Source organism: Mycobacterium sp. NPDC006124, assembly GCF_040614235.1.
Classification (GTDB): Bacteria; Actinomycetota; Actinomycetes; order Mycobacteriales; family Mycobacteriaceae; genus Mycobacterium.
In genome coordinates this window covers 509,428-527,626 of the sequence record NZ_JBEXUA010000002.1, presented here as the reverse complement: position 1 = coordinate 527,626, position 18,199 = coordinate 509,428, and the positions used below count along the sequence as shown (strand labels likewise).

The following is an 18,199-nucleotide window of genomic DNA, read 5'->3' as shown; positions in this document are numbered from 1 at the left end:
CATCGGATCAGCTAGCGTCATACTTCATGTCCAGAGGACCTGCGCCACGCCGGCGCGCAACCCTGGCGTCGTTGGCCGCCGAGCTGAAGGTGTCGCGCACCACCATCTCCAATGCCTACAACCGGCCCGATCAGCTGTCGGCTGACCTCCGCGAGCGCGTCCTGGCCACGGCCAAGCAGCTGGGGTACGCCGGACCCGATCCCGTCGCCCGTTCGCTTCGCACCCGTCGTGCGGGCGCGGTCGGCCTGATTCTGACCGAACCGCTCAACTATTCGTTCCGGGATCCGGCTGCCCTGGACTTCGTGGCGGGACTGGCAGAGTCGTGCGAGGCGGTGGGGCAGGGGTTGCTGCTGGTGGCCGCGGGTCCCAACCGGAGCGTGAGCGACGGGACCGCCGCAGTGCTGTCCGCCGGCGTCGACGGCTTCGTCGTCTACTCGGCCTCCGACGACGATCCCTATCTGCAGGTGCTCGAGCAACGCGCGTTGCCGATCGTGGTCGTCGACCAGCCGCGGGACGTCCCGGACGCCTCGTGCGTGGGCATCGACGACCGCGCCGCGATGCGCAGCGTCGCCGACCACGTGATCGGGCTCGGCCACCGCCACATCGGCGTGCTGACGATGCGTCTCGGACGGGGATGGCCGCATGGCGATGCCGCGGCCGCGAAGGCCGATCACGACCGAATGGACAACCCGCACTTCTACGTTCAGCGCGAACGCATCCGTGGAACTCGCGAGGCGATGGAATCCGCAGGCCTGCAAGCGGATTCGCTGACAGTGGTGGAGAGTCGCGAACACCTGCCGACATCTGGCGGTGCGGCGGCCGAGGTGGCATTGGACATCAACCCGCGAATCACCGCGTTGATGTGCACCACCGACGTGTTGGCGCTCTCGGCGATGGACTATCTACGCGGCCGAGGCATCTACGTGCCGGGGCAGATGACCGTCACCGGATTCGACGGCGTCCCAGACGCCTTGGCGCGTGGATTGGTCACGGTGCGCCAGCCCAGCGTCGAAAAGGGCCGTCGGGCAGGAGAGCTGCTGCACAACCCTCCGCGATCTGGCCTGCCCGTGGTGGAGATCCTCGGCACCGAGCTGGTGCGCGGACGTACGTCGGGCCCGCCGGCCTAGCCGCGCCGTCGCTCGAGAAGGTGGTGCAGCGACTCCGCGACGTCGTCCGGGGAGTCGACTCGGTAGGCAGCGAGGGTCTCGCCCGGCCCGACCTTCACGCCGACGTCGGATCCGACCATCCGGCGGAAGGCCTTCTCGTCGGTGACGTCGTCGCCGAAGAACACCGCCGCCGTCGCGTCGCTCTGCGTGCGAATCACGTCGAGCGCCTCGCCCTTGTCGGTGGAGATGACGGCGAACTCCAGTACGTCCTTGCCCGCGGTGATCTCGACGCCCGAGGCGACGCCCACCGTGCGGGCCGCGTCGAGGGCCGCCGCGCCGTCAGCCGCCGAGGCGTTTCGGACGTGGATCGCGACACTGGCGGGCTTGGTCTCGACCGTCACCCCGACCCGGTCCGCGGCGATCGCGTCGAGTTCGGAGGCGATGGACGCCAGCAGTGCCTCGTCGATCTCCAGCGCGAAACCAGGCACGTTCCCCGAGTCGCTTCGCTCCTGCCCGCGGGTGTCGAACTCAGCCCCGTGACTACCCACCAGGTGCACGCTCGCCGGCATGCCGGAGTACTCCCGCAGGGTGGCCAGAGCCCGCCCGGACACCAGGGCGACCTCGGTGGACGGCAGGTCGGCCAGCGCGAGCAGTGCCTCGGCCGCGCGCGGCAGCGGCCGGGCGTCGGCGGGGTCGTCGACCAGAGGCGCAAGGGTGCCGTCGAAGTCGGAGGCGACGAGCAACCGCTCGGTGGCGGCCGCCTCGTCGAGTGCGCGGACGAGGTCTGCCGGTAGGTCACCCACGGGTCAGATCTTAGGGTGTTCCCCGTCGCCGATGAGCAGCCGGACGGCGAGGTCCAGACGCTTGCTGACATCGGTGGCCGAGGCGCGTCGGGTCAGCCAGGCCAGCAGATTGGACAGCCAGACGTCGGAGATGACGCGAGCGATGTGGAACTGGTCCTCGGTGGGCTCGCCGTCGCTCATCGCGCGGGCGAACATCGAGTCCATCAGCTTGCCGACGTGATCGACTTCACCCGCGGCCGAGGCGTCGGCGAAGACGAACGCCCGGGTCATGGCTTCGGTGAGCAACGGGTTGCGCTGCATGGAGCGGTTGAGTTTTCCGACCATGATGTTGAGCCGCTGATAGGGCGTGCCGCCCGTCAGCGACGCCCGGTCGGTCTTGGCGTCGATGCGTTCGAACTCCCGGCCCAGCGCCGAAACCAGCAGGTGCACCTTGGAGGGGAAGTAGCGGTAGAGGGTTCCGACGGCGACGTCGGCGCGCTCGGCGACCGCACGCATCTGAACTGCCTCGTAACCACCCTTGGAGGCGATGGCCAGGGTGGCGTCGAGGATGCGCTTGCGCCGTTCGCGCTGCGCTTCGGACCCGAGCTCGGACTCGGCCAGGACGGCCACCTTGGTCACCTGGCGCGGGCCGGTCGACGACGACGACCCAGGCCCCGAACTAGTTGGTGCTCGATCGCTTGCTGGCACGGATGAACCGGACATGCGGTGGGCATCTCCTTCGTAGTACGCATTAGGTGAAAACGATACGCACGCGAATCAGGAATGTCCCACCTCCGTGCCCCCGGGTCACCGACCTGTCCTGGAGTAATGGCAGTCGACTTGACGTTCGAACAGTGTCACCATTAGAACACGTTCTAGTGAGAAGCACCGTCTTCTCTCCAAGACCCAGGAGGGCCCGACGATGGCTTCGACAGGTTCGGTGTCCGCGAGCATCACCGACGATCAGTTTGCCGTGCGGGAGCTCGTCCGGGATTGGGCGACCTCGTCGGGGGCCGTCGCGGCGGTGCGTGGCGTCGAGGCGGGTGACCCCGAATCGTGGCGGCCGGTGTACGACGGTCTGGCTCAACTCGGCATGTTCGGGGTGGCCGTGCCCGAGGAGCTCGGCGGTGCCGGCAGCAGCGTCGAGGACCTCTGCCTGATGGTCGACGAAGCGGCCGCGGCGTTGGTGCCCGGTCCGGTCGCGACGACCGCGCTGGCGACCCTGGTGATCACCGACGAGAAGCTCCTCGACGCCCTGATCTCCGGGCAGCGCACCGCCGGAGTGGCGCTCGGATCCGACATCGCGTTCGACGGCGCGACCGCGACCGGCTCGGCGAAGTACGTCCTCGGTGCGGTGGTGGACGGGATTCTCGTGCTGCCGTCCGATGACGGCTGGGTTCACGTCGACGCGACCGCCGCGGGGGTGACGGTCGAGCCGCTGGAGGCCACCGACTTCTCCCGCCCCCTGGCCCGCGTCGAGTTGTCCTCGGCGCCGGCCACCAGAATCGACCTACCGCACCAGCGGGTCGTCGACCTGACCGCGACGGTGCTGGCCGCCGAGGCCAGTGGGCTGTCGCGGTGGTGTCTCGAGGCGGCCACCGAGTACGCGAAGGTGCGCGAGCAGTTCGGTAAGCCCATCGGCAGCTTCCAGGCGGTCAAGCACATGTGTGCCGAGATGCTCTTGCGCGCACAGCAAGTCGCCGTCGCCGCGGCCGATGCCGCCGGCGCCGTGGTCGACGGCGACGCCGACCAGTTGTCGATCGCGGCCGCGGTCGCCTCGGCGATCGGCATCGAGGCCGAGAAGGTCAACGCCCGCGACTGCATTCAGGTGCTCGGTGGCATCGGCATCACCTGGGAGCACGACGCGCATCTCTTCATGCGTCGTGCCTACGCCAACGCCCAGTTCCTCGGCGGCAGGTCGACCTGGTTGCGGCGGTGCGCCACGCTCACGCGCGACGGCATCCGCCGTCAGCTCCACGTCGACGTCACCGGGGGCGAGGACGTCCGGGCCGAGGTCGCCGAGACCGTCGCGGGCATCGCCGCGCTGCCCGAGGAGCAGCGGCAGACCGCCCTGGCCGAGGCAGGCCTGATGGCGCCGCATTGGCCCGAGCCGTACGGCCGCGCCGCCTCACCCGCGCAGCAGCTGGTGATCGACCAGGAGCTCGAGGCGGCGGGCGTGGTGCGTCCGGACATCTCGATCGGATGGTGGGCGGCCCCGACGATCCTGGGTCACGGCAGCGCCGAGCAGATCGAGCGGTTCATCCCGGGCACGCTCAACGGCGACGTGTACTGGTGCCAGCTGTTCAGCGAGCCCGGTGCCGGATCCGATCTGGCGGCGTTGCGCACCAAGGCTATTCGCACCGACGGCGGTTGGTCGCTCACCGGTCAAAAGGTGTGGACGTCGAACGCGCACCGCGCCGACTGGGGCATCTGCCTGGCGAGGACCAACCCGGACGCCCCGAAGCACAAGGGCATCACCTACTTCCTGGTGGACATGAAGTCACCGGGCATCGACATCCGGCCGCTGCGCGAGATCACCGGCGAGGCCCTCTTCAACGAGGTCTTCTTCGACGACCTCTTCGTGCCTGACGAGATGGTGGTCGGCCCGGTGGACGGCGGGTGGCCGCTGGCTCGCACCACGCTCGCCAACGAACGGGTGGCGATCGCCACCGGCGGGGCGCTCGACCGGGGGATGGAACACCTGCTGGAGGTGCTCGAGGGCGATCTCGACCCGGCCGAGGCCGATCGCCTGGGCGTGCTCATCGTGGCGGCTCAGGTCGGCGCGCTCCTGGATGCGTTGATCGCGCAGATGGCGGTCGGCGGTCACGACCCGGGCGCCGCGTCGAGCGTGCGCAAGCTGATCGGGGTGCGCTACCGGCAGAACCTCGCCGAGGCGATCATGGACTCCCGCGACGGCGCCGGCATCGTGGACTCGCCCGACGTGCGCTACTTCCTCAACACCCGGTGCCTGTCGATCGCCGGCGGCACCGAACAGATCCTCCTGAATCTTGCTGGCGAGCGGCTGCTGGGCTTGCCGCGATAGCCGCCTTCCGTCAGGCCCCGGTAACAACCGCGTCCACCACGGGCGCCGCGACCGCGGGACACTGGTGAGATGGCGAATCGGACGAGGCTGACCCTCGGCAGTGGTCTCGGCGCACTCGGGGTGGTCGCCGCGGTGTTCATCGGGGTGCAATCGGGTGCGATCACCAGCCCTGCGGTGCTCGCCGGCATCGGGACGGCGGCTCCCGTCGTGGTTCCCGCACCGGCGGTCGACGAACCGACGGCGACACCGGGCACCTCGGAGACCGCCGTGCTCGCCGGGGGTTGCTTCTGGGGCGTTCAGGGGGTGTTTCAGCACGTCAAGGGCGTGACCATGGCCGAGTCCGGATATGCGGGCGGGCAGCAGGCGACTGCCGACTACGAGACCGTCAGCACCGGCACCACCGGACACGCCGAGTCGGTGCGCATCACCTATGACCCGTCGCAGGTGACCTTCGGTCGGCTGCTGCAGATCTACTTCTCGGTGGTGCAAGATCCGACGCAACTCGACCGGCAAGGCCCCGACGAGGGCACGCAGTACCGCTCGGCGATCTTCGCCCAGGACCCCACTCAGCAGCGCATCGCCGACGCCTACGTCGCGCAGCTGTCGGCGGCCAAGACGTTCCCTGCCCCGATCGTCACGAAGGTCGAGCCGAATACGGGGTTCTTCCCGGCCGAGCAGTACCACCAGGACTACCTGAACTCACATCCGACGAGTGCCTACATCGCGGCCAACGACATGCCGAAGGTCGACGCGCTCAAGGAGCTGTTCTCCTCGGAGTACCGGGCACAGCCCGTTCTCGTCGGCAACCTCGGCTGAGTCTCAGGAGTACGTGGTCTGCGCGCAGGCCGTGGGCGTGGTCAGGTTGATTCCGCCGTACACCACCTGGATGTAGGCGCAGGCGATGAAGCCGGCGTCGGTGTTCGGCTGCCCGGTCTCGATTTGGACGGTGCGGGCGTCGCCGCGCATGACGGGCGGGTTGCCCGCGAAGTACACCGTCGCGAACTCGGTGTCGCTGATCGACTTGAACATCCGGGTGTTGGCGGCGTCGAAGTCCGCGTCCATGTAGACCAACCGGTTCGTAGACCGGATGGTGGTGTTCTGCTTGCCGTAGAAGTCCGACGGGAAGCCGGTGGTGCCGTCGGGTGTGAGGACGTCGGCCAGCGTGTCGAAGTAGCACCGGTTCTCGGCCTTGACGCAGTTGGCCGTGACGTGGATCTGGACGGTGTGGGTGTCGTCGATGGCGATGCCACGGGTGGCGGTGTTCGTCGCTGCGGCAGACTCCGCGGTCGGGGTGAGGACGCCAAGCGTCAGCATCGTGGCCGACATCGCCGCGAGAGTTCCAGCCCTGCGCTTCACGTTGCTCCTCTGCGGTCCAGCGAATGTTAGCCCGCAGGTCATTCGTCGTAGGTGACTTCGACTGAATCGGATGCCGGCTTGGCCTGGCAGGCCAGGATCAATCCCTCGGCGAGGTCGGAGGCCTCCAGCACGTCGTTCACCTCCATGTGCACCTCGCCGCTCTTGACGAGTACCGCGCATGCGCCGCAGTGGCCTTCGCGGCACGAGAAGGGCGCGTCGAGACCCTTGTCGAGCAGCACGTCGAGCAGCTTGGCGTTGCGGGGCCAGCGGATGTCCTGGGTCTCGCCGTCGAGGGTCACGACCGCCCGCGCGGGTTCCTCGTCGCCGTCGTCCTCCTCGATGACGACCGCGGCGAACGGGTCGGATTCAAGGGACTTGAACACTTCCAGGTGGACTCGTTCGGGAGCGGCGCCGGCGACGTCGAGGGCCTCCCGTGCCGCCACCATGAACGGACCCGGCCCGCAGATGAACGTCTCACGCTCGGCGTACGGGGCCACCAGGTTGACCAGGGCGGTGGCGCTCGGCAGTCCCTGGACCGTCTCGATCCAGTGCACTGCGGTGAAGCGGTCGGGGTACTTCGTGGCCAGGTCGCGCAGCGCACCGGCGAAGATGACCGACTTCTCGTCGCGGTTGGCGTAGACCAGGGTGACGTTGCCGGTGCCCTCCGACAGTGCTGACTTGAGGATCGCCATCATCGGTGTCACGCCGCTGCCCGCCGCCAGCAGCAGGAAGTCCGTGTCGAGGGTCGTGGGCACGAACGTGCCAGAGGGCGCCAGCACGTGCATCGTCATGCCGGGGTGCGCGTTGTCGCACAGCCAGTTGGAGGCGTACCCACCCGCGGTGCGCTTGACCGTGACGGTCAGCGCCTCGTCGCCGAACGGGGAGCTGCACAGCGAGTAGCAGCGGGCGACCGATCCCGTGCGGTCGCTGGGCACCCGCAGCGTGAGGAACTGGCCCGGTTGGTGGCGGAGCCGTTCGGCGGGGATCTGCGATCCGTCGGGTACTTCGAAGACGAGCGACCGCGCGTCGGCGGTCTCCTCGACGACGTCGGCCAGTCGCAGCTCGAGCACGTGGGTGCCGAGCGGCTCGTCCGTCACGGTCGGTCCTCCATCAGTAGTTGAGTCTGCATCGCTGCCGAGGCGCAAAACTAGAACATGTTACAAAAATGCACTTTCGCAGGTCTAGCCATCATAGGAACGACTTGCTCGACACAAATCGTAACGTGTTCTAATCTTGGTGAAGTCCTTGATCCGCTCCACCATGCCCGGAGGCAACCAGTGACGTCTATTGAACAACGCGACGTGCAATCGGTCCTAGACGGCATCGACGATTTGTTGCCGCTGATCGCCAAGCGCGCCCAGGCGGCCGAGGATCTCCGCCGCATCCCGGATGAGACGATCGACGAGCTCGACCGGGCCGGATTCTTCAAGCTGCTGCAGCCCGAACAGTGGGGTGGCCTGCAGTGCGACCCCACCTCGTTCTACGAGGCGGTCCGCCGGCTCGGCAGCGCATGCGGCTCCACCGGCTGGGTGAGCTCGATCATCGGCGTCCACAACTGGCACCTCGCGCTGTTCGACCAGCAGGCGCAGGAGGAGGTCTGGGGCGACGACAGCTCCGTCCGCATCTCCTCGTCCTACGCCCCGATGGGCGCGGGCACCGTCGTCGACGGCGGCTACCTGGTCAGCGGCGCGTGGCAGTGGTCCTCCGGGTGCGACCACGCGACGTGGGCGTTCCTCGGCGGGCCGGTCATCAAGGACGGTCGGCCAGTCGACTTCGGCAGCTTCCTGATCCCGCGGTCGGACTACCGCATCGACGACGTCTGGCACGTCGTGGGACTCAAGGCCACCGGCAGCAACACGGTCGTGGTCAAGGACGTCTTCGTGCCCAAGCACCGCTTCTTGTCCTACAAGTCGATGAACGACCGGACCGCGGGCGGTTTGCAGACCAACACGGCTCCGGTCTACAAGATGCCTTGGGGCACCATGCATCCGACGACCATCACCGCCCCCATCATGGGGATGGCCTACGGCGCCTACGACGCGCACGTCGAGCACCAGGGCAAGCGCGTCCGCGCCGCCTTCGCCGGCGAGAAGTCCAAGGACGATCCGTTCGCCAAGGTGCGCATCGCCGAGGCCGCCAGCGACATCGACGCCGGCTGGCGTCAGTTGATCGGCAACGTCGGCGAGGAGTACGCATTGCTGACGGCGGGGCAGGAGATTCCATTCGAACTGCGGGCTCGCGCCCGTCGCGACCAGGTGCGTGCGACGGCCCGCGCCATCGCGTCGATCGACCTTCTGTTCGAGGCGTCCGGTGCCACCGCATTGGAGACCGACAAGCCGGTGCAGCGATTCTGGCGTGATGCCCACGCCGGTCGGGTGCACGCCGCCAACGAGCCGGAACGCGCCTACCTCATCTTCGGGAACGAGGCCTTCGGGCTGCCGCCGGCCGACACGATGGTCTGACTCGATGACTGCGTTGCAGGAGATCACGTTCGAGTCGACGTCGCGCTTCGCACAGGTGCGTTCTGGGGCGAGCGGAGCGACGGGGGACGGGCGCGACATGCGCCTGCACTATCACGAAGCGGGCGTGGGCAATCCGGAAACCGTCGTGCTCCTGCACGGTGGCGGCCCCGGTGCGTCGAGCTGGTCGAACTTCTCGAAGAACATCGCCGTGCTCGCGCAGCACTTCCATGTCCTCGCCGTCGACCAGCCCGGGTACGGGCTCTCCGACAAGCACACCGAGCACGAGCAGTACAACCGGTACAGCTCACTGGCCCTGCTGGCGCTGCTCGACCATCTCGGTATCGAACGTGCTGCGCTGGTGGGCAATTCGCTCGGCGGTGGTACCGCGGTGCGCTTCGCGCTCGACAACCCGAAGCGTGCGGGCCGACTGGTGCTGATGGGCCCCGGCGGCCTCAGCGTCAATCTCTTCGCCCCCGATCCGACCGAGGGCGTCAAACTGCTGGGCAAGTTCACCGTCGACCCGACGCGCGAGAACATGGAGAAGTTCCTGCGCATCATGGTCTTCGACCAGAGCCTCATCACGCCCGAGTTGGTCGACGAACGTTTCGCGATCGCCAGTCAGCCGGAGTCGTTGGCTGCGGCGCGGGCGATGGGAAAGTCGTTCGCCGGCGCGGACTTCGAGCTCGGGATGATGTGGCGCGACGTGTACAAGCTGCGCCAGCCGGTTCTGCTGATCTGGGGCCGTGAGGACCGCGTGAACCCCATCGACGGAGCCCTGGTGGCGCTCAAGCAGATTCAACGCGTGCAGTTGCACGTGTTCGGACAGTGCGGGCACTGGGCGCAGCTGGAGAAGTTCGACGAATTCAACCAGCTGACCATTGATTTCCTGGGGGTTGGCCGATGAGCATCAAGGCGCTGGGGTACATGCGCATCGAGGCAACCGATGTGTCGGCATGGCGTGAGTTTGCGCTGAAGGTGCTGGGCATGGTGGAAGGCTCCGCTCCCGACATGGCAGCCACCGAGGGCGCGCTCTATCTACGGATGGACGAGATGGCGGCCCGGCTGGTGATCGTGCCGGGCGAGCACGACCGTCTGCTCGTTTCCGGCTGGGAGGTCGCCGACGCGCCTGCTCTTCAGGCTTTGCGCGAGACGTTGGCCAAGGCCGGCGTCGACTTCACCGAAGGCACCCGCGAGGACAAGCTCGAACGACGCGTCGAGGGGTTGATCCGGTTCGTCGACCCCGCGGGCAACGTTCTGGAGGCGTTCCACGGTGCCCAGTATCTGGGTCGCCGGTTCGTCAGCCCGTACGGCCACGAGTTCGTCACCGCCGAGCAGGGCCTCGGGCATGTGGTGCTGACCTGCGACGACGATGCCGAGGCCCAAGCGTTCTATCAGGATGTGCTGGGCTTCCGGCTGCGGGATTCGATGAGCCTGCCGCCGCAACTGGCTGGCCGTCCTGCCGATGCCGATCCGATCTGGCTGCGCTTCTACGGCTGCAACCCGAGGCATCACGCGCTGGCTTTCATGCCGATGCCCAATCCGACCGGCATCGTGCATCTGATGGTGGAGGTCGGGGAAGCCGACGACGTCGGCCTGTGCCTCGATCGCGCGCTGCGCCGCAAGGTGCCGATGTCGGCGACGCTGGGTCGGCACGTCAACGACAAGATGTTGTCCTTCTACATGAAGACGCCCGGCGGGTTCGACGTCGAATTCGGTTGTGAGGGGCTCGAAGTCGAAGACACCAATTGGGTGGCTCGGGAGAGCACCGCGGTGTCGTTGTGGGGACACGACTTCAGCGTCGGCTTCAAGTAGCGCCGACCGTGTCCCAGCCCATCGACGCCCGCACGTTCCGCCACGTGCTCGGGCAGTTCTGCACGGGCATCACCATCATCACCACCGTGCACGACGACGAGCCCGTCGGCTTCGCGTGTCAGTCGTTCGCGGCTCTTTCGCTGGATCCGCCGCTGGTGCTGTTCTGCCCGACGAAGCAGTCGCGTTCCTGGCAGGCGATCGAAGCCAGCGGGAAGTTCTGCGTCAACGTCCTGCACGAGGACCAAAAGGACGTCTCGGCGCGCTTCGGGTCCAGGGAGCCGGACAAGTTCGCGGGCGTGGACTGGACGCCGTCACACCTGGGCTCGCCGGTTCTCGCGGGAGCCCTGGCGCACATCGACTGCACCGTGGCCTCCGTGCACGACGGCGGCGACCACTTCGTGGTGTTCGGCGCGGTGCACGACATGTCGGAGCCCGCGAAGGAGAAGCCCCGTCCGCTGCTGTTCTACCGCGGTGAGTACACCGGCATCGAGCCGGACAAGAACACGCCGGCGCAGTGGCGCGACGACCTCGACGCGTTCCTGACGGCGACGACGGCTGACACCTGGCTCTAGGCGGGAACTACACCGGTGTAATTCATCCACACTGTGCACAACTCCTGTGGATGAAGCCGACGACGTGATCCGCGACCTCGCGATGGCTCGTGTCGTTGAGGATGTCGTGGCCGCCGCCGGGCATCTCCACCAGCGACAACGGCTCGACCCGTTCGGCGTATGCCCGCAGCGCCCCGATGGGGGCGATCGGGTCGTCGACGCCGTGGACGGCGAGCACCGGAATGGCCAGCGTGGGCAGGGTGCCTCCGAACGCGTCCCAGCCCCGGTCCAGTTCGCGGGCCAGCGGGCCGCCGTCGGCGTCGACGAAGGCCAGGGGGTCGTTCTCCATCGCGTCGAGATAGAACGGGTCGGCCGACAGCTGGGTCGGCGCGATCTCGAAGGTCGAGTCCACGTCGACCAGGCCGGGCACCGGGACCAGCGGTGCTCCGGAGATCACCGCGGCAGGGTACGCGTCTGGTGCGGACAGCACCTTCCACAGCGTCGCCACCGCGCCGAAGGAATGCCCCTGGGCGATAAGTGGCACGCCGGGTGTCTCGGTACGTGCCAGTTCGGCCAGCCCGTCGGCGAGTGCGATGCTCGCCTCGAGAGATCCGAAGTCTCCGCGCTCGCCCGGCGTCAGGCCGTGGCCGAACTGGTCGACGGCCCAGAGGTCGACGCCCGCGGCGTTGAGGGCGAAGCCGTACCGGTGGTAGAGGCCGGTGTGTTCGCCGAAGCCGTGCAGGAAGACGACCGCCGCCCGGGGGTCGGGGGCGGCCCAATGCCGGTAGTAGGCGCGACCGTCGTCGGTGTCCAGGAATGGCATTGGTCGAGCCCATCAGGCGGCTGGCGATCCCGCAAGCGGTCGCGCCGTGTGTTGCCAACGCGTTAAGGATTTCGCCCGGCCATTGTTTTATTTCGGACGTCCGCATACTTTAATCACCGGGCGCCGACGCCCGAGCCATCCGGCATGAATCCTGCGCGACCACAGGGAAGAAGCCCGAATGTCATCACCCACGCCACCCGCCGCCACCGTCGACGACACCACGCCGCAATCAGGGCCGGGCGCAACGCAATACAAGGCCAACCTGGGGACGGGGCGAGTGGCACTGCTCGTCATCGCCTGGTCCGCCCCGCTGGGATCGGTCATCGGAAACACCCCGATCGGGTTCACGCTGGGCAACGGCGCGGGGCTCCCGATCATCTTCGTCGTCGCCGGTCTGGTACTCGGGTGCTTCGCGGTGGGATACGTGGCGATCAACCGCGCGGTTCCCGGCGGCGGCGGGTTCGCCCGCTACGTGCACGCGGGGTTCGGGCCCGGCGCCGGACTCGGTGCCGCCTACGCCACCACTCTTGCCTACGGGGCTGGCACCATCGGAATCACGGCGGCCGCAGGATATTTCGCCGACGTCATCGCCCAGGGACACGGTCTGCATCTGCCCTGGTGGCTGTACTCCGTGGTGGCGCTGCTCATCGTCGGGGTGCTGGGCAGACACGCTGCCGACCTGAGCGCCAGCGTCCTGCTCGTGATGATCGTCGCCGAATTCGCGATGCTCGTCGTGCTCGACGTCCTGATCCTCGCGCACGACGGCCTGTCTGCACTGCCGTTGGAGATATTCACGCCCCAGCACGTGTTCTCGGGCAGCATCGGTCCGGCGTTGATGATCGCCTTCACCTCGTTCATCGGCATCGAGTCGGCGGTCATCTACGCCAACGAGGCTCGCAACCCCGGCAAGACCGTGCCCCGCGCGATCTACCTCTGCGTCGGCGTCATCTCGGTGTTCTACTTCCTCACCGTCTGGCTCATCGTCGGCTCGATCGGCGTGAACCAGATCGTGCCGACGGCCAACGAATCCCAAGGCGACCTCCTGTTCGTGCTGTCCGGTCAACAGGGTGGCCCCCTCCTGACGACGTTGATGCAGGTCTTCTTCCTCACCAGCGTGCTGGCGTCGCTGGTCGCACTGCACAACGCGACCACCCGGTATCTGCAGACGATGGGTACGCAGGGCACCATGCCGAAATTCCTCGGCGGACTGCACGCCCGGTACCAGGGGCCGGCCCGGGCCAGCGAGGCGCTCTCGGTCCTGACGGCGGTCCTGGTGGCGGTCTTCGTCCTCCTCGGCGCCGATCCCTACCTGGGCGTCTACACCAGCCTCGGCGGGTTGTTCACCGTCGGCATCGTCGCCATGCAGGGCGCGGTGGCCGTCACCGTGGTGGTGTTCTTCCGTCGGCGCAAGGACCGCCGGCTCTGGAAGACGTTGGCAGCGCCCCTGATCGGGGCCGCAGGTCTGCTGGTGGCCACCGGCCTGATCATCGCCAACTACTCCGTCCTGACGGGCACCGAGGACACCGTCCCCAACCTGCTGCCGTGGTTGATTCCGCTCGCGTTCGTCGTCGGATTCGTGGTGCACCGCCTCCGCCGCGACGCCGTGGTCGACTTCGACCCAGTGCCCGTACCGCACGGGCACGCATGAGGACGCCGGGTTCCGTCGCGGTCGTCGGACCGCACCTCATCGACGTGCTCGGGCGGCCGGTCTCGCACATTCCAGACGGCCAAGGCAGTGTCCTGCTCGACGAGATCCGCGTGACGGTCGCGGGCACCGGCGGCGGCGCCGCCGTCGACCTGGCCAAGCTCGGGTGTGCGGTCTCCTCGTTCGCCGCGATCGGGGACGACGTGCTCGGCCACCTGCTTCAGACGCAGCTCTCGGCACACGGGGTGGACGTCGCCGGGCTGGTGACGCGACCTGGCGGGGTGACGTCGTCGACGATCCTGCCGATCCGCCCCAACGGCGAACGGCCGGCCCTGCACGTCCCGGGGGTCACGCCGTCGACGTGCGCAGACGACGTCCGCGGTGCCGACCTTCTGGCCTGTGACGCGGTTCTGTTCGGCGGGCCGGAGACCATGCCGAGGCTTCTCGAGCCCGCCGGCATCGCCCTGCTCGAGGCGGTGCATTCCGCCGGTAAGCCCATCTTCGTCGACCTGCTGCACCCGGCGACACCGGCGACTCTCGACCTACTGGGTTCGCTTCTGCTGCTGGTCGATTGGTTCATGCCCAACGATCAGCAGCTGCGCGGATTGACCGGCGTCGACGATCTGGTCGACGCGGCGAGGGTGCTGCTCGCCCGCGGGGTCGGTGCGGTGGCCGTGACCGTCGGCGCCGACGGCGCGCTGCTGGTGCGCCCCGACGCGGCCCCCACCCGGGTGCCCGCGTTCCCGACGACGGTCGTCGACACCACCGGATGCGGGGACTCCTTCAACGCCGGCATGATCACCGGCCTGCTGGCCGGCTGTGACCCCGAGGATGCCGCGCTGCTGGGGTGCGCCTGCGGAGCCCTCGTGGCGTCCGGTCTGGGCTCGGACGCGGGCATCGAGGACCTCGCCGGCGTCCTCGCAGTGATCGCCGTACGCGAACCCGATGCCGCCGAACGCATTCGGCGCACCGTCGACCACGTTTGACATCCATGCTCGACCGGAGGAGTAGGACACCATGACCACCGAACTCGGCACGAACGTCGACCGGCGCCAGCGCAGCGTCGACGCCGAACTGCGTCGGCGCGCCCACGCCGTCGTCCCGAACGGCATGTACGGCCACCAGAACATGAACGCGCTGCCGGCCATCCCGCAGTTCGTCGCGCGCTCGCGCGGAGCGCGCCTCTGGGACGTCGACGGCAACGAGTACGTCGACCTGATGTGCAGTTGGGGCCCGGTCATCCTCGGCCACCACGATCCGGTGGTCGAGCAGGCGGCCGAGGATCAGCGCCGCCGGGGCGACTGCCTCAACGGCCCCGCGCCCATCATGGTCGAACTGGCCGAGGAGCTGGTGCGGACCGTCGAGAACGCCGACTGGGCGATGTTCGCCAAGAACGGCACGGACGCGACGACCATGTGCTGCACCATCGCCCGCGCCGAGACCAAGCGCGACGTCATCCTCGTCGCCGAGGGCGCCTATCACGGGGCCGCGCCCTGGTGCACGCCGTTCCCGGCGGGCGTCACCGCCGCGGATCGCGCGAACCTCCTGCGCTACCGGTACAACGACATTGCCTCCATTCGCGACGCGGTCGGCGAGCGTGCGGCCGACGTCGCCGCAGTCATCGTCAGCCCGTTCCGGCATGACGCCGGATTCGACCAGGAACTCGCCGATCCCACCTTCGCGCGCGACGTACGGGCGTATTGCGACGAGATCGGTGCGGCGTTGATCCTCGACGACGTGCGCGCCGGCTTCCGCCTGAACCACGGGGGCAGCTGGGACGCGTTCGGCGTCTACCCGGACCTGACGCCGTGGAGCAAGGCCATCGCCAACGGGTACCCCCTGGCGGCGGTCACCGGCACCGATCGCTACCGCGACGCGGCGGGCGGCATCTTCGTCACCGGGTCGTTCTGGATGGGAGCGGTCGCCATGGCCGCGGGCTTGGCGACGTTGAACGAACTGGCGCGTCGTGACGCGGTGGCGACGATGAGGGACGTCGGCCTGCAGTTGCGTTCCGGTGTCCTGGAGGCCGCGACCAGATGGGGATTCGACGTCCGCTACACCGGGCCGGCTCAGATGCCAAACCTGTTGTTCGCCAACGACGTCGACTACCAGCTGTCGATCGCGTTCAGCGCCGAGGCGCAGGCCCGTGGCGTCTACGTCCACCCCAAGCACAACTGGTTCGTCTCGGCTGCGACGACGCCGGACGACCTGGACATGGCGCTGACCGGACTCGAGGGGGCCTTCGCCGGACTGCGCGCCCGTCACCAACGTGGCTTGGCCTAGTGGGGGAGTCGGTGGTCGAGCTTCGCGAGCTGCAGGGTGAGGTCGCCCTGGCCTGTCGCGAATTGGCAACCCGGGGGGTGGCTTTGGCGGGCGCAGGCAACGTCAGCGCGCGAACCGCCGAGCACGTCCTGGTCACCCGGGCGGGCCTGCGCTTCGAGACCGCCGTGCCGGAGGACGTCACCGTCCTCACCCTCGACGGTGAGGTGCTGCGCGGTGCTCGACCGTCGTCGGAGACCGGGCTGCACCTGGGCGTCTACCGACGTTCCTCGGCTCGGGCGGTCGTGCACACCCACGGCCGCAGTTCGGTCGCCGTGGGTCTGGTGTGCGATCGAATGCCGTTGGTGCACTACAACCTCGCGCGGCTGGGCGGTTCGATTCCCACTGTCCCGTACCACCTCTTCGGAAGCGACGAGCTCGCCGCGGCCGTCGGCGACCGCATCGCCGAGGGCTTCGGCACCGTCCTGCTGCGCAACCACGGCGCGGTGAGCAGTGCGCGGTCGGTCGCCGAGGCCGTCGAGCACGCGTGCCTGATCGAGTGGCTATGCGACGTGCACCTCGCGGCCAGCAGTCTTGGCACGCCCGCGCTGCTGAGCGACGATGACCTGGCGGCGGTGGCCGAGCAGTCCAGTCGACTGTCCTACGGTCGCTGAATCGCGCGCGCCATACACTCGGGTCAGACACCACCCGAGGGGACGCCATGCCGAAGATCGTCGACCACGACGAACGTCGCGAGGAGATCCTGAGCGCCGCGATCCGGGTCATCGTCGACGTGGGTCTCGACCACACGACGACGAGGGCGATCGCGCACGAGTCGGGTTACTCGAACGGGGTGCTGAGCCACTACTTTCAGGACAAGGACCACATCCTGCAGTCCATCCTGGTGAAGACTCACCGCGAGTTCATGGACCGGCTGGCCGAGAGCATGCGCGGCAAGGACGAGGTCGGCCAGCTGTGGGCGATGTTGATGCAGAACCTTCCCCTCGACGGTGAACGCCGCGTGGAGACATTGATGGAGATCACGTTCTGGCCGCGTGCCCTGTCCAACCCGGCGCTGCGGGAATTCCAGCGCGAGGCGGCCAGTGAACTGCTCACCAAGCTGCGCGGTCTGATTGCCGACGTCCGCCGGGCCGGGCGGCTCGACAGCGAGCTGACCGACGCCGACGTCGCCGAGTTGCTCATCGCGGTCATCGACGGCATCTCGGTGCACGCGGAGCTGTTTCCCCAGCGACTCCCGTCGGCCCATCAGGAGACGTTGATGCGTGCGCAATTGGCGGCCTTGGGATTTCGCGTGGACGCGCCCATGGAGTCGGTCGCTACGTGACGGGGGCCTGCGTGCCGAGCAGCACGTCGCGCTGGTCGTCCATGCGGGCGCGGATGGCGTCGACCAGAGCCGCGACCTCGGGCCGGCGCAGGGTCTCCGACCGGGCCACGAGCCAATAACTCAGCAGCAGGCCGACGTCGTCGGCGAGCACGCGAACCAGGTCGTCGTGGCGATCGGCCATGAAGCACGGCAGTAGTCCAAGCCCGGCCGCCGCACGCGTCGCCTCGACGTGGACGAAGACGTTGGTCGAGGTGACCGACTCCCGCATCGCGGGAGCGAACGTGCGGGCCAGGTCGAGGTCGTCGACCTGCAGCATGGAGTCGATGAAGTAGACCAGCGGGTGAGCGGCGAGATCGGCCCTGTCGGACGGGGCGCCGTGTGCGGCGAGGTAGCCGCGTGATGCGTACAGACCTAACCGGTAGTCACCGAGGCGGGTGGCCTCGGCGCGGTGCACCTGTGGTTCGCCGACGACGACCTCGAGGTCGAGGCCCGAGCGTTGCTGAGTGACCCGGCGGGTGGCGGCGACGATCTCCACCGACACCAGCGGGTGCTGCCGTTGGACGTCGGCTGCCGCCGGGGCCGCGACGTAGGCGCTGAACCCGTCGGTCGCCGACATGCGCACCACGCCCTCCAGTGCCCGCGCGCCTCTGGGGCCGACCAGCGAACGCATGGCGGATTCGACGGTCTCGGCCGCGGCGAGTGCCTCCCGGCCCAGTTCAGTCAGCTCCCACCCCGAGGCGCTGCGGACCAGAAGTCGGCCGCCGACGGATCGTTCGAGAGCGGCGATGCGGCGCGAGATCGTGGTGTGGTTGAGGCCCAGTTCGTCGGCGGCGGAGACGAAGCGCCCCGATCGACCGACGGCCAGCAGGATCAGTAGGTCGTCGGCGCTCGGGCGTTTCGACTCGGACACGTCTGCATTTTCGCAGACGGCGACTGCACCGATGGGCATTGCGACCGCGCCGAGGTGCAGGAATACTCAGAAGACCAGTGTGGGCCGCGTCACAGGGAGTGGGAG

General features: G+C 68.3%; 18 protein-coding genes. 12 read left to right on the top strand and 6 right to left on the bottom strand.

The genetic code is table 11. From position 1 onward, the window contains the following. Positions 1–26: 26 nt before the first annotated feature. The gene (locus tag ABZ195_RS06355) at positions 27–1,127 is read left to right on the top strand and encodes a LacI family DNA-binding transcriptional regulator (RefSeq protein ID WP_355215864.1); all 1,101 of its coding nucleotides are present in this window, start codon (positions 27–29) and stop codon (positions 1,125–1,127) included. Here ABZ195_RS06355 and otsB read toward each other — a convergent pair. Next, positions 1,124–1,909, bottom strand: a complete 786-nt coding sequence (otsB, locus tag ABZ195_RS06350) for a trehalose-phosphatase (RefSeq protein WP_355215862.1) — start codon at positions 1,907–1,909, stop codon at positions 1,124–1,126. The two genes, ABZ195_RS06355 and otsB, sit on opposite strands and share 4 nt — an antisense overlap. Before the next feature lie 3 nt (positions 1,910–1,912). Continuing rightward, positions 1,913–2,518 (bottom strand): cholesterol catabolism transcriptional regulator KstR, encoded by a 606-nt coding sequence (gene kstR, locus ABZ195_RS06345; RefSeq protein WP_263997519.1) that lies wholly within the window; start codon positions 2,516–2,518, stop codon positions 1,913–1,915. 292 nt (positions 2,519–2,810) lie between these two features. Between kstR and ABZ195_RS06340 the strand changes: the two genes are divergently transcribed. After that, positions 2,811–4,931: an acyl-CoA dehydrogenase gene (locus ABZ195_RS06340; RefSeq protein ID WP_355215860.1), complete on the top strand. Its 2,121-nt coding sequence runs from the start codon at positions 2,811–2,813 to the stop codon at positions 4,929–4,931. Between the two features lie 69 nt (positions 4,932–5,000). Further along, positions 5,001–5,747, top strand: coding sequence for a peptide-methionine (S)-S-oxide reductase MsrA (gene msrA, locus ABZ195_RS06335; RefSeq protein ID WP_355215858.1), 747 nt, complete (start codon positions 5,001–5,003; stop codon positions 5,745–5,747). A 3-nt stretch (positions 5,748–5,750) separates the two neighbouring features. Here msrA and ABZ195_RS06330 read toward each other — a convergent pair whose 3' ends face one another. After that, on the bottom strand, positions 5,751–6,287 hold the full coding sequence (locus ABZ195_RS06330; protein WP_355215856.1) for a hypothetical protein: 537 nt from the start codon (positions 6,285–6,287) through the stop codon (positions 5,751–5,753). Between the two features lie 38 nt (positions 6,288–6,325). Further along, complete coding sequence (locus tag ABZ195_RS06325; RefSeq protein ID WP_355215854.1) at positions 6,326–7,384, bottom strand: ferredoxin--NADP reductase; 1,059 nt, start codon at positions 7,382–7,384, stop codon at positions 6,326–6,328. 180 nt (positions 7,385–7,564) lie between these two features. On the opposite strand from ABZ195_RS06325, the gene hsaA reads away from it, so the two are divergent. From hsaA to hsaB, 4 genes are read left to right on the top strand one after another with little or no spacing between them, the layout of a single operon-like run. Continuing rightward, positions 7,565–8,749 carry a 3-hydroxy-9,10-secoandrosta-1,3,5(10)-triene-9,17-dione monooxygenase oxygenase subunit gene (gene hsaA, locus ABZ195_RS06320; RefSeq protein WP_355215852.1) on the top strand — a complete coding sequence of 395 codons (1,185 nt, stop codon included), beginning with the start codon at positions 7,565–7,567 and terminating at the stop codon, positions 8,747–8,749. A gap of 4 nt (positions 8,750–8,753) precedes the next feature. Then, positions 8,754–9,653, top strand: a complete 900-nt coding sequence (gene hsaD, locus ABZ195_RS06315; RefSeq protein ID WP_355215850.1) for a 4,5:9,10-diseco-3-hydroxy-5,9,17-trioxoandrosta-1(10),2-diene-4-oate hydrolase — start codon at positions 8,754–8,756, stop codon at positions 9,651–9,653. After that, a complete protein-coding gene (hsaC, locus tag ABZ195_RS06310; RefSeq protein WP_355215848.1) occupies positions 9,650–10,561 on the top strand; it encodes an iron-dependent extradiol dioxygenase HsaC in 912 nt (303 codons plus the stop codon). The genes hsaD and hsaC overlap by 4 nt, the downstream gene beginning before the upstream one ends. An 8-nt stretch (positions 10,562–10,569) precedes the next feature. After that, on the top strand, positions 10,570–11,133 hold the full coding sequence (hsaB, locus tag ABZ195_RS06305; RefSeq protein WP_355215846.1) for a 3-hydroxy-9,10-secoandrosta-1,3,5(10)-triene-9,17-dione monooxygenase reductase subunit: 564 nt from the start codon (positions 10,570–10,572) through the stop codon (positions 11,131–11,133). A gap of 22 nt (positions 11,134–11,155) precedes the next feature. Here the strand turns inward: hsaB and ABZ195_RS06300 are convergent, their stop codons facing one another. After that, positions 11,156–11,935, bottom strand: coding sequence for an alpha/beta fold hydrolase (locus ABZ195_RS06300; RefSeq protein WP_355215845.1), 780 nt, complete (start codon positions 11,933–11,935; stop codon positions 11,156–11,158). A gap of 178 nt (positions 11,936–12,113) precedes the next feature. Here ABZ195_RS06300 and ABZ195_RS06295 point away from each other — a divergent pair, with 178 nt between their 5' ends. From ABZ195_RS06295 to ABZ195_RS06275, 5 genes are read left to right on the top strand one after another with little or no spacing between them, the layout of a single operon-like run. Beyond that, a complete protein-coding gene (locus ABZ195_RS06295) occupies positions 12,114–13,583 on the top strand; it encodes an APC family permease (protein ID WP_355215843.1) in 1,470 nt (489 codons plus the stop codon). Next, a complete protein-coding gene (locus ABZ195_RS06290; RefSeq protein WP_355215841.1) occupies positions 13,580–14,566 on the top strand; it encodes a carbohydrate kinase family protein in 987 nt (328 codons plus the stop codon). The genes ABZ195_RS06295 and ABZ195_RS06290 overlap by 4 nt, the downstream gene beginning before the upstream one ends. A gap of 31 nt (positions 14,567–14,597) precedes the next feature. After that, on the top strand, positions 14,598–15,863 hold the full coding sequence (locus ABZ195_RS06285) for an aminotransferase class III-fold pyridoxal phosphate-dependent enzyme (protein ID WP_355215839.1): 1,266 nt from the start codon (positions 14,598–14,600) through the stop codon (positions 15,861–15,863). Between the two features lie 11 nt (positions 15,864–15,874). Next, positions 15,875–16,513, top strand: a complete 639-nt coding sequence (locus ABZ195_RS06280; RefSeq protein WP_355215838.1) for a class II aldolase/adducin family protein — start codon at positions 15,875–15,877, stop codon at positions 16,511–16,513. 47 nt (positions 16,514–16,560) lie between these two features. Continuing rightward, positions 16,561–17,184, top strand: a complete 624-nt coding sequence (locus ABZ195_RS06275) for a TetR/AcrR family transcriptional regulator (protein ID WP_355215836.1) — start codon at positions 16,561–16,563, stop codon at positions 17,182–17,184. On the opposite strand, the gene ABZ195_RS06270 is transcribed toward ABZ195_RS06275, so the two are convergent. Beyond that, positions 17,177–18,133 carry a LysR family transcriptional regulator gene (locus ABZ195_RS06270; RefSeq protein WP_355215834.1) on the bottom strand — a complete coding sequence of 319 codons (957 nt, stop codon included), beginning with the start codon at positions 18,131–18,133 and terminating at the stop codon, positions 17,177–17,179. The two genes, ABZ195_RS06275 and ABZ195_RS06270, sit on opposite strands and share 8 nt — an antisense overlap. Positions 18,134–18,199: the final 66 nt, after the last annotated feature.

What these genes read in the sequence shown, in the direction of transcription:
- ABZ195_RS06355 (WP_355215864.1), top strand. Translation starts at nt 27, where the DNA reads ATGTCCAGAGGACCTGCGCCACGCCGGCGCGCAACCCTGGCGTCGTTG.
- ABZ195_RS06340 (WP_355215860.1), top strand. Translation starts at nt 2,811, where the DNA reads ATGGCTTCGACAGGTTCGGTGTCCGCGAGCATCACCGACGATCAGTTT.
- msrA (WP_355215858.1), top strand. Translation starts at nt 5,001, where the DNA reads ATGGCGAATCGGACGAGGCTGACCCTCGGCAGTGGTCTCGGCGCACTC.
- hsaD (WP_355215850.1), top strand. Translation starts at nt 8,754, where the DNA reads ATGACTGCGTTGCAGGAGATCACGTTCGAGTCGACGTCGCGCTTCGCA.
- hsaC (WP_355215848.1), top strand. Translation starts at nt 9,650, where the DNA reads ATGAGCATCAAGGCGCTGGGGTACATGCGCATCGAGGCAACCGATGTG.
- ABZ195_RS06300 (WP_355215845.1), bottom strand. Translation starts at nt 11,935, where the DNA reads ATGCCATTCCTGGACACCGACGACGGTCGCGCCTACTACCGGCATTGG.
- ABZ195_RS06295 (WP_355215843.1), top strand. Translation starts at nt 12,114, where the DNA reads ATGTCATCACCCACGCCACCCGCCGCCACCGTCGACGACACCACGCCG.
- ABZ195_RS06290 (WP_355215841.1), top strand. Translation starts at nt 13,580, where the DNA reads ATGAGGACGCCGGGTTCCGTCGCGGTCGTCGGACCGCACCTCATCGAC.
- ABZ195_RS06285 (WP_355215839.1), top strand. Translation starts at nt 14,598, where the DNA reads ATGACCACCGAACTCGGCACGAACGTCGACCGGCGCCAGCGCAGCGTC.
- ABZ195_RS06275 (WP_355215836.1), top strand. Translation starts at nt 16,561, where the DNA reads ATGCCGAAGATCGTCGACCACGACGAACGTCGCGAGGAGATCCTGAGC.
- ABZ195_RS06270 (WP_355215834.1), bottom strand. Translation starts at nt 18,133, where the DNA reads ATGCCCATCGGTGCAGTCGCCGTCTGCGAAAATGCAGACGTGTCCGAG.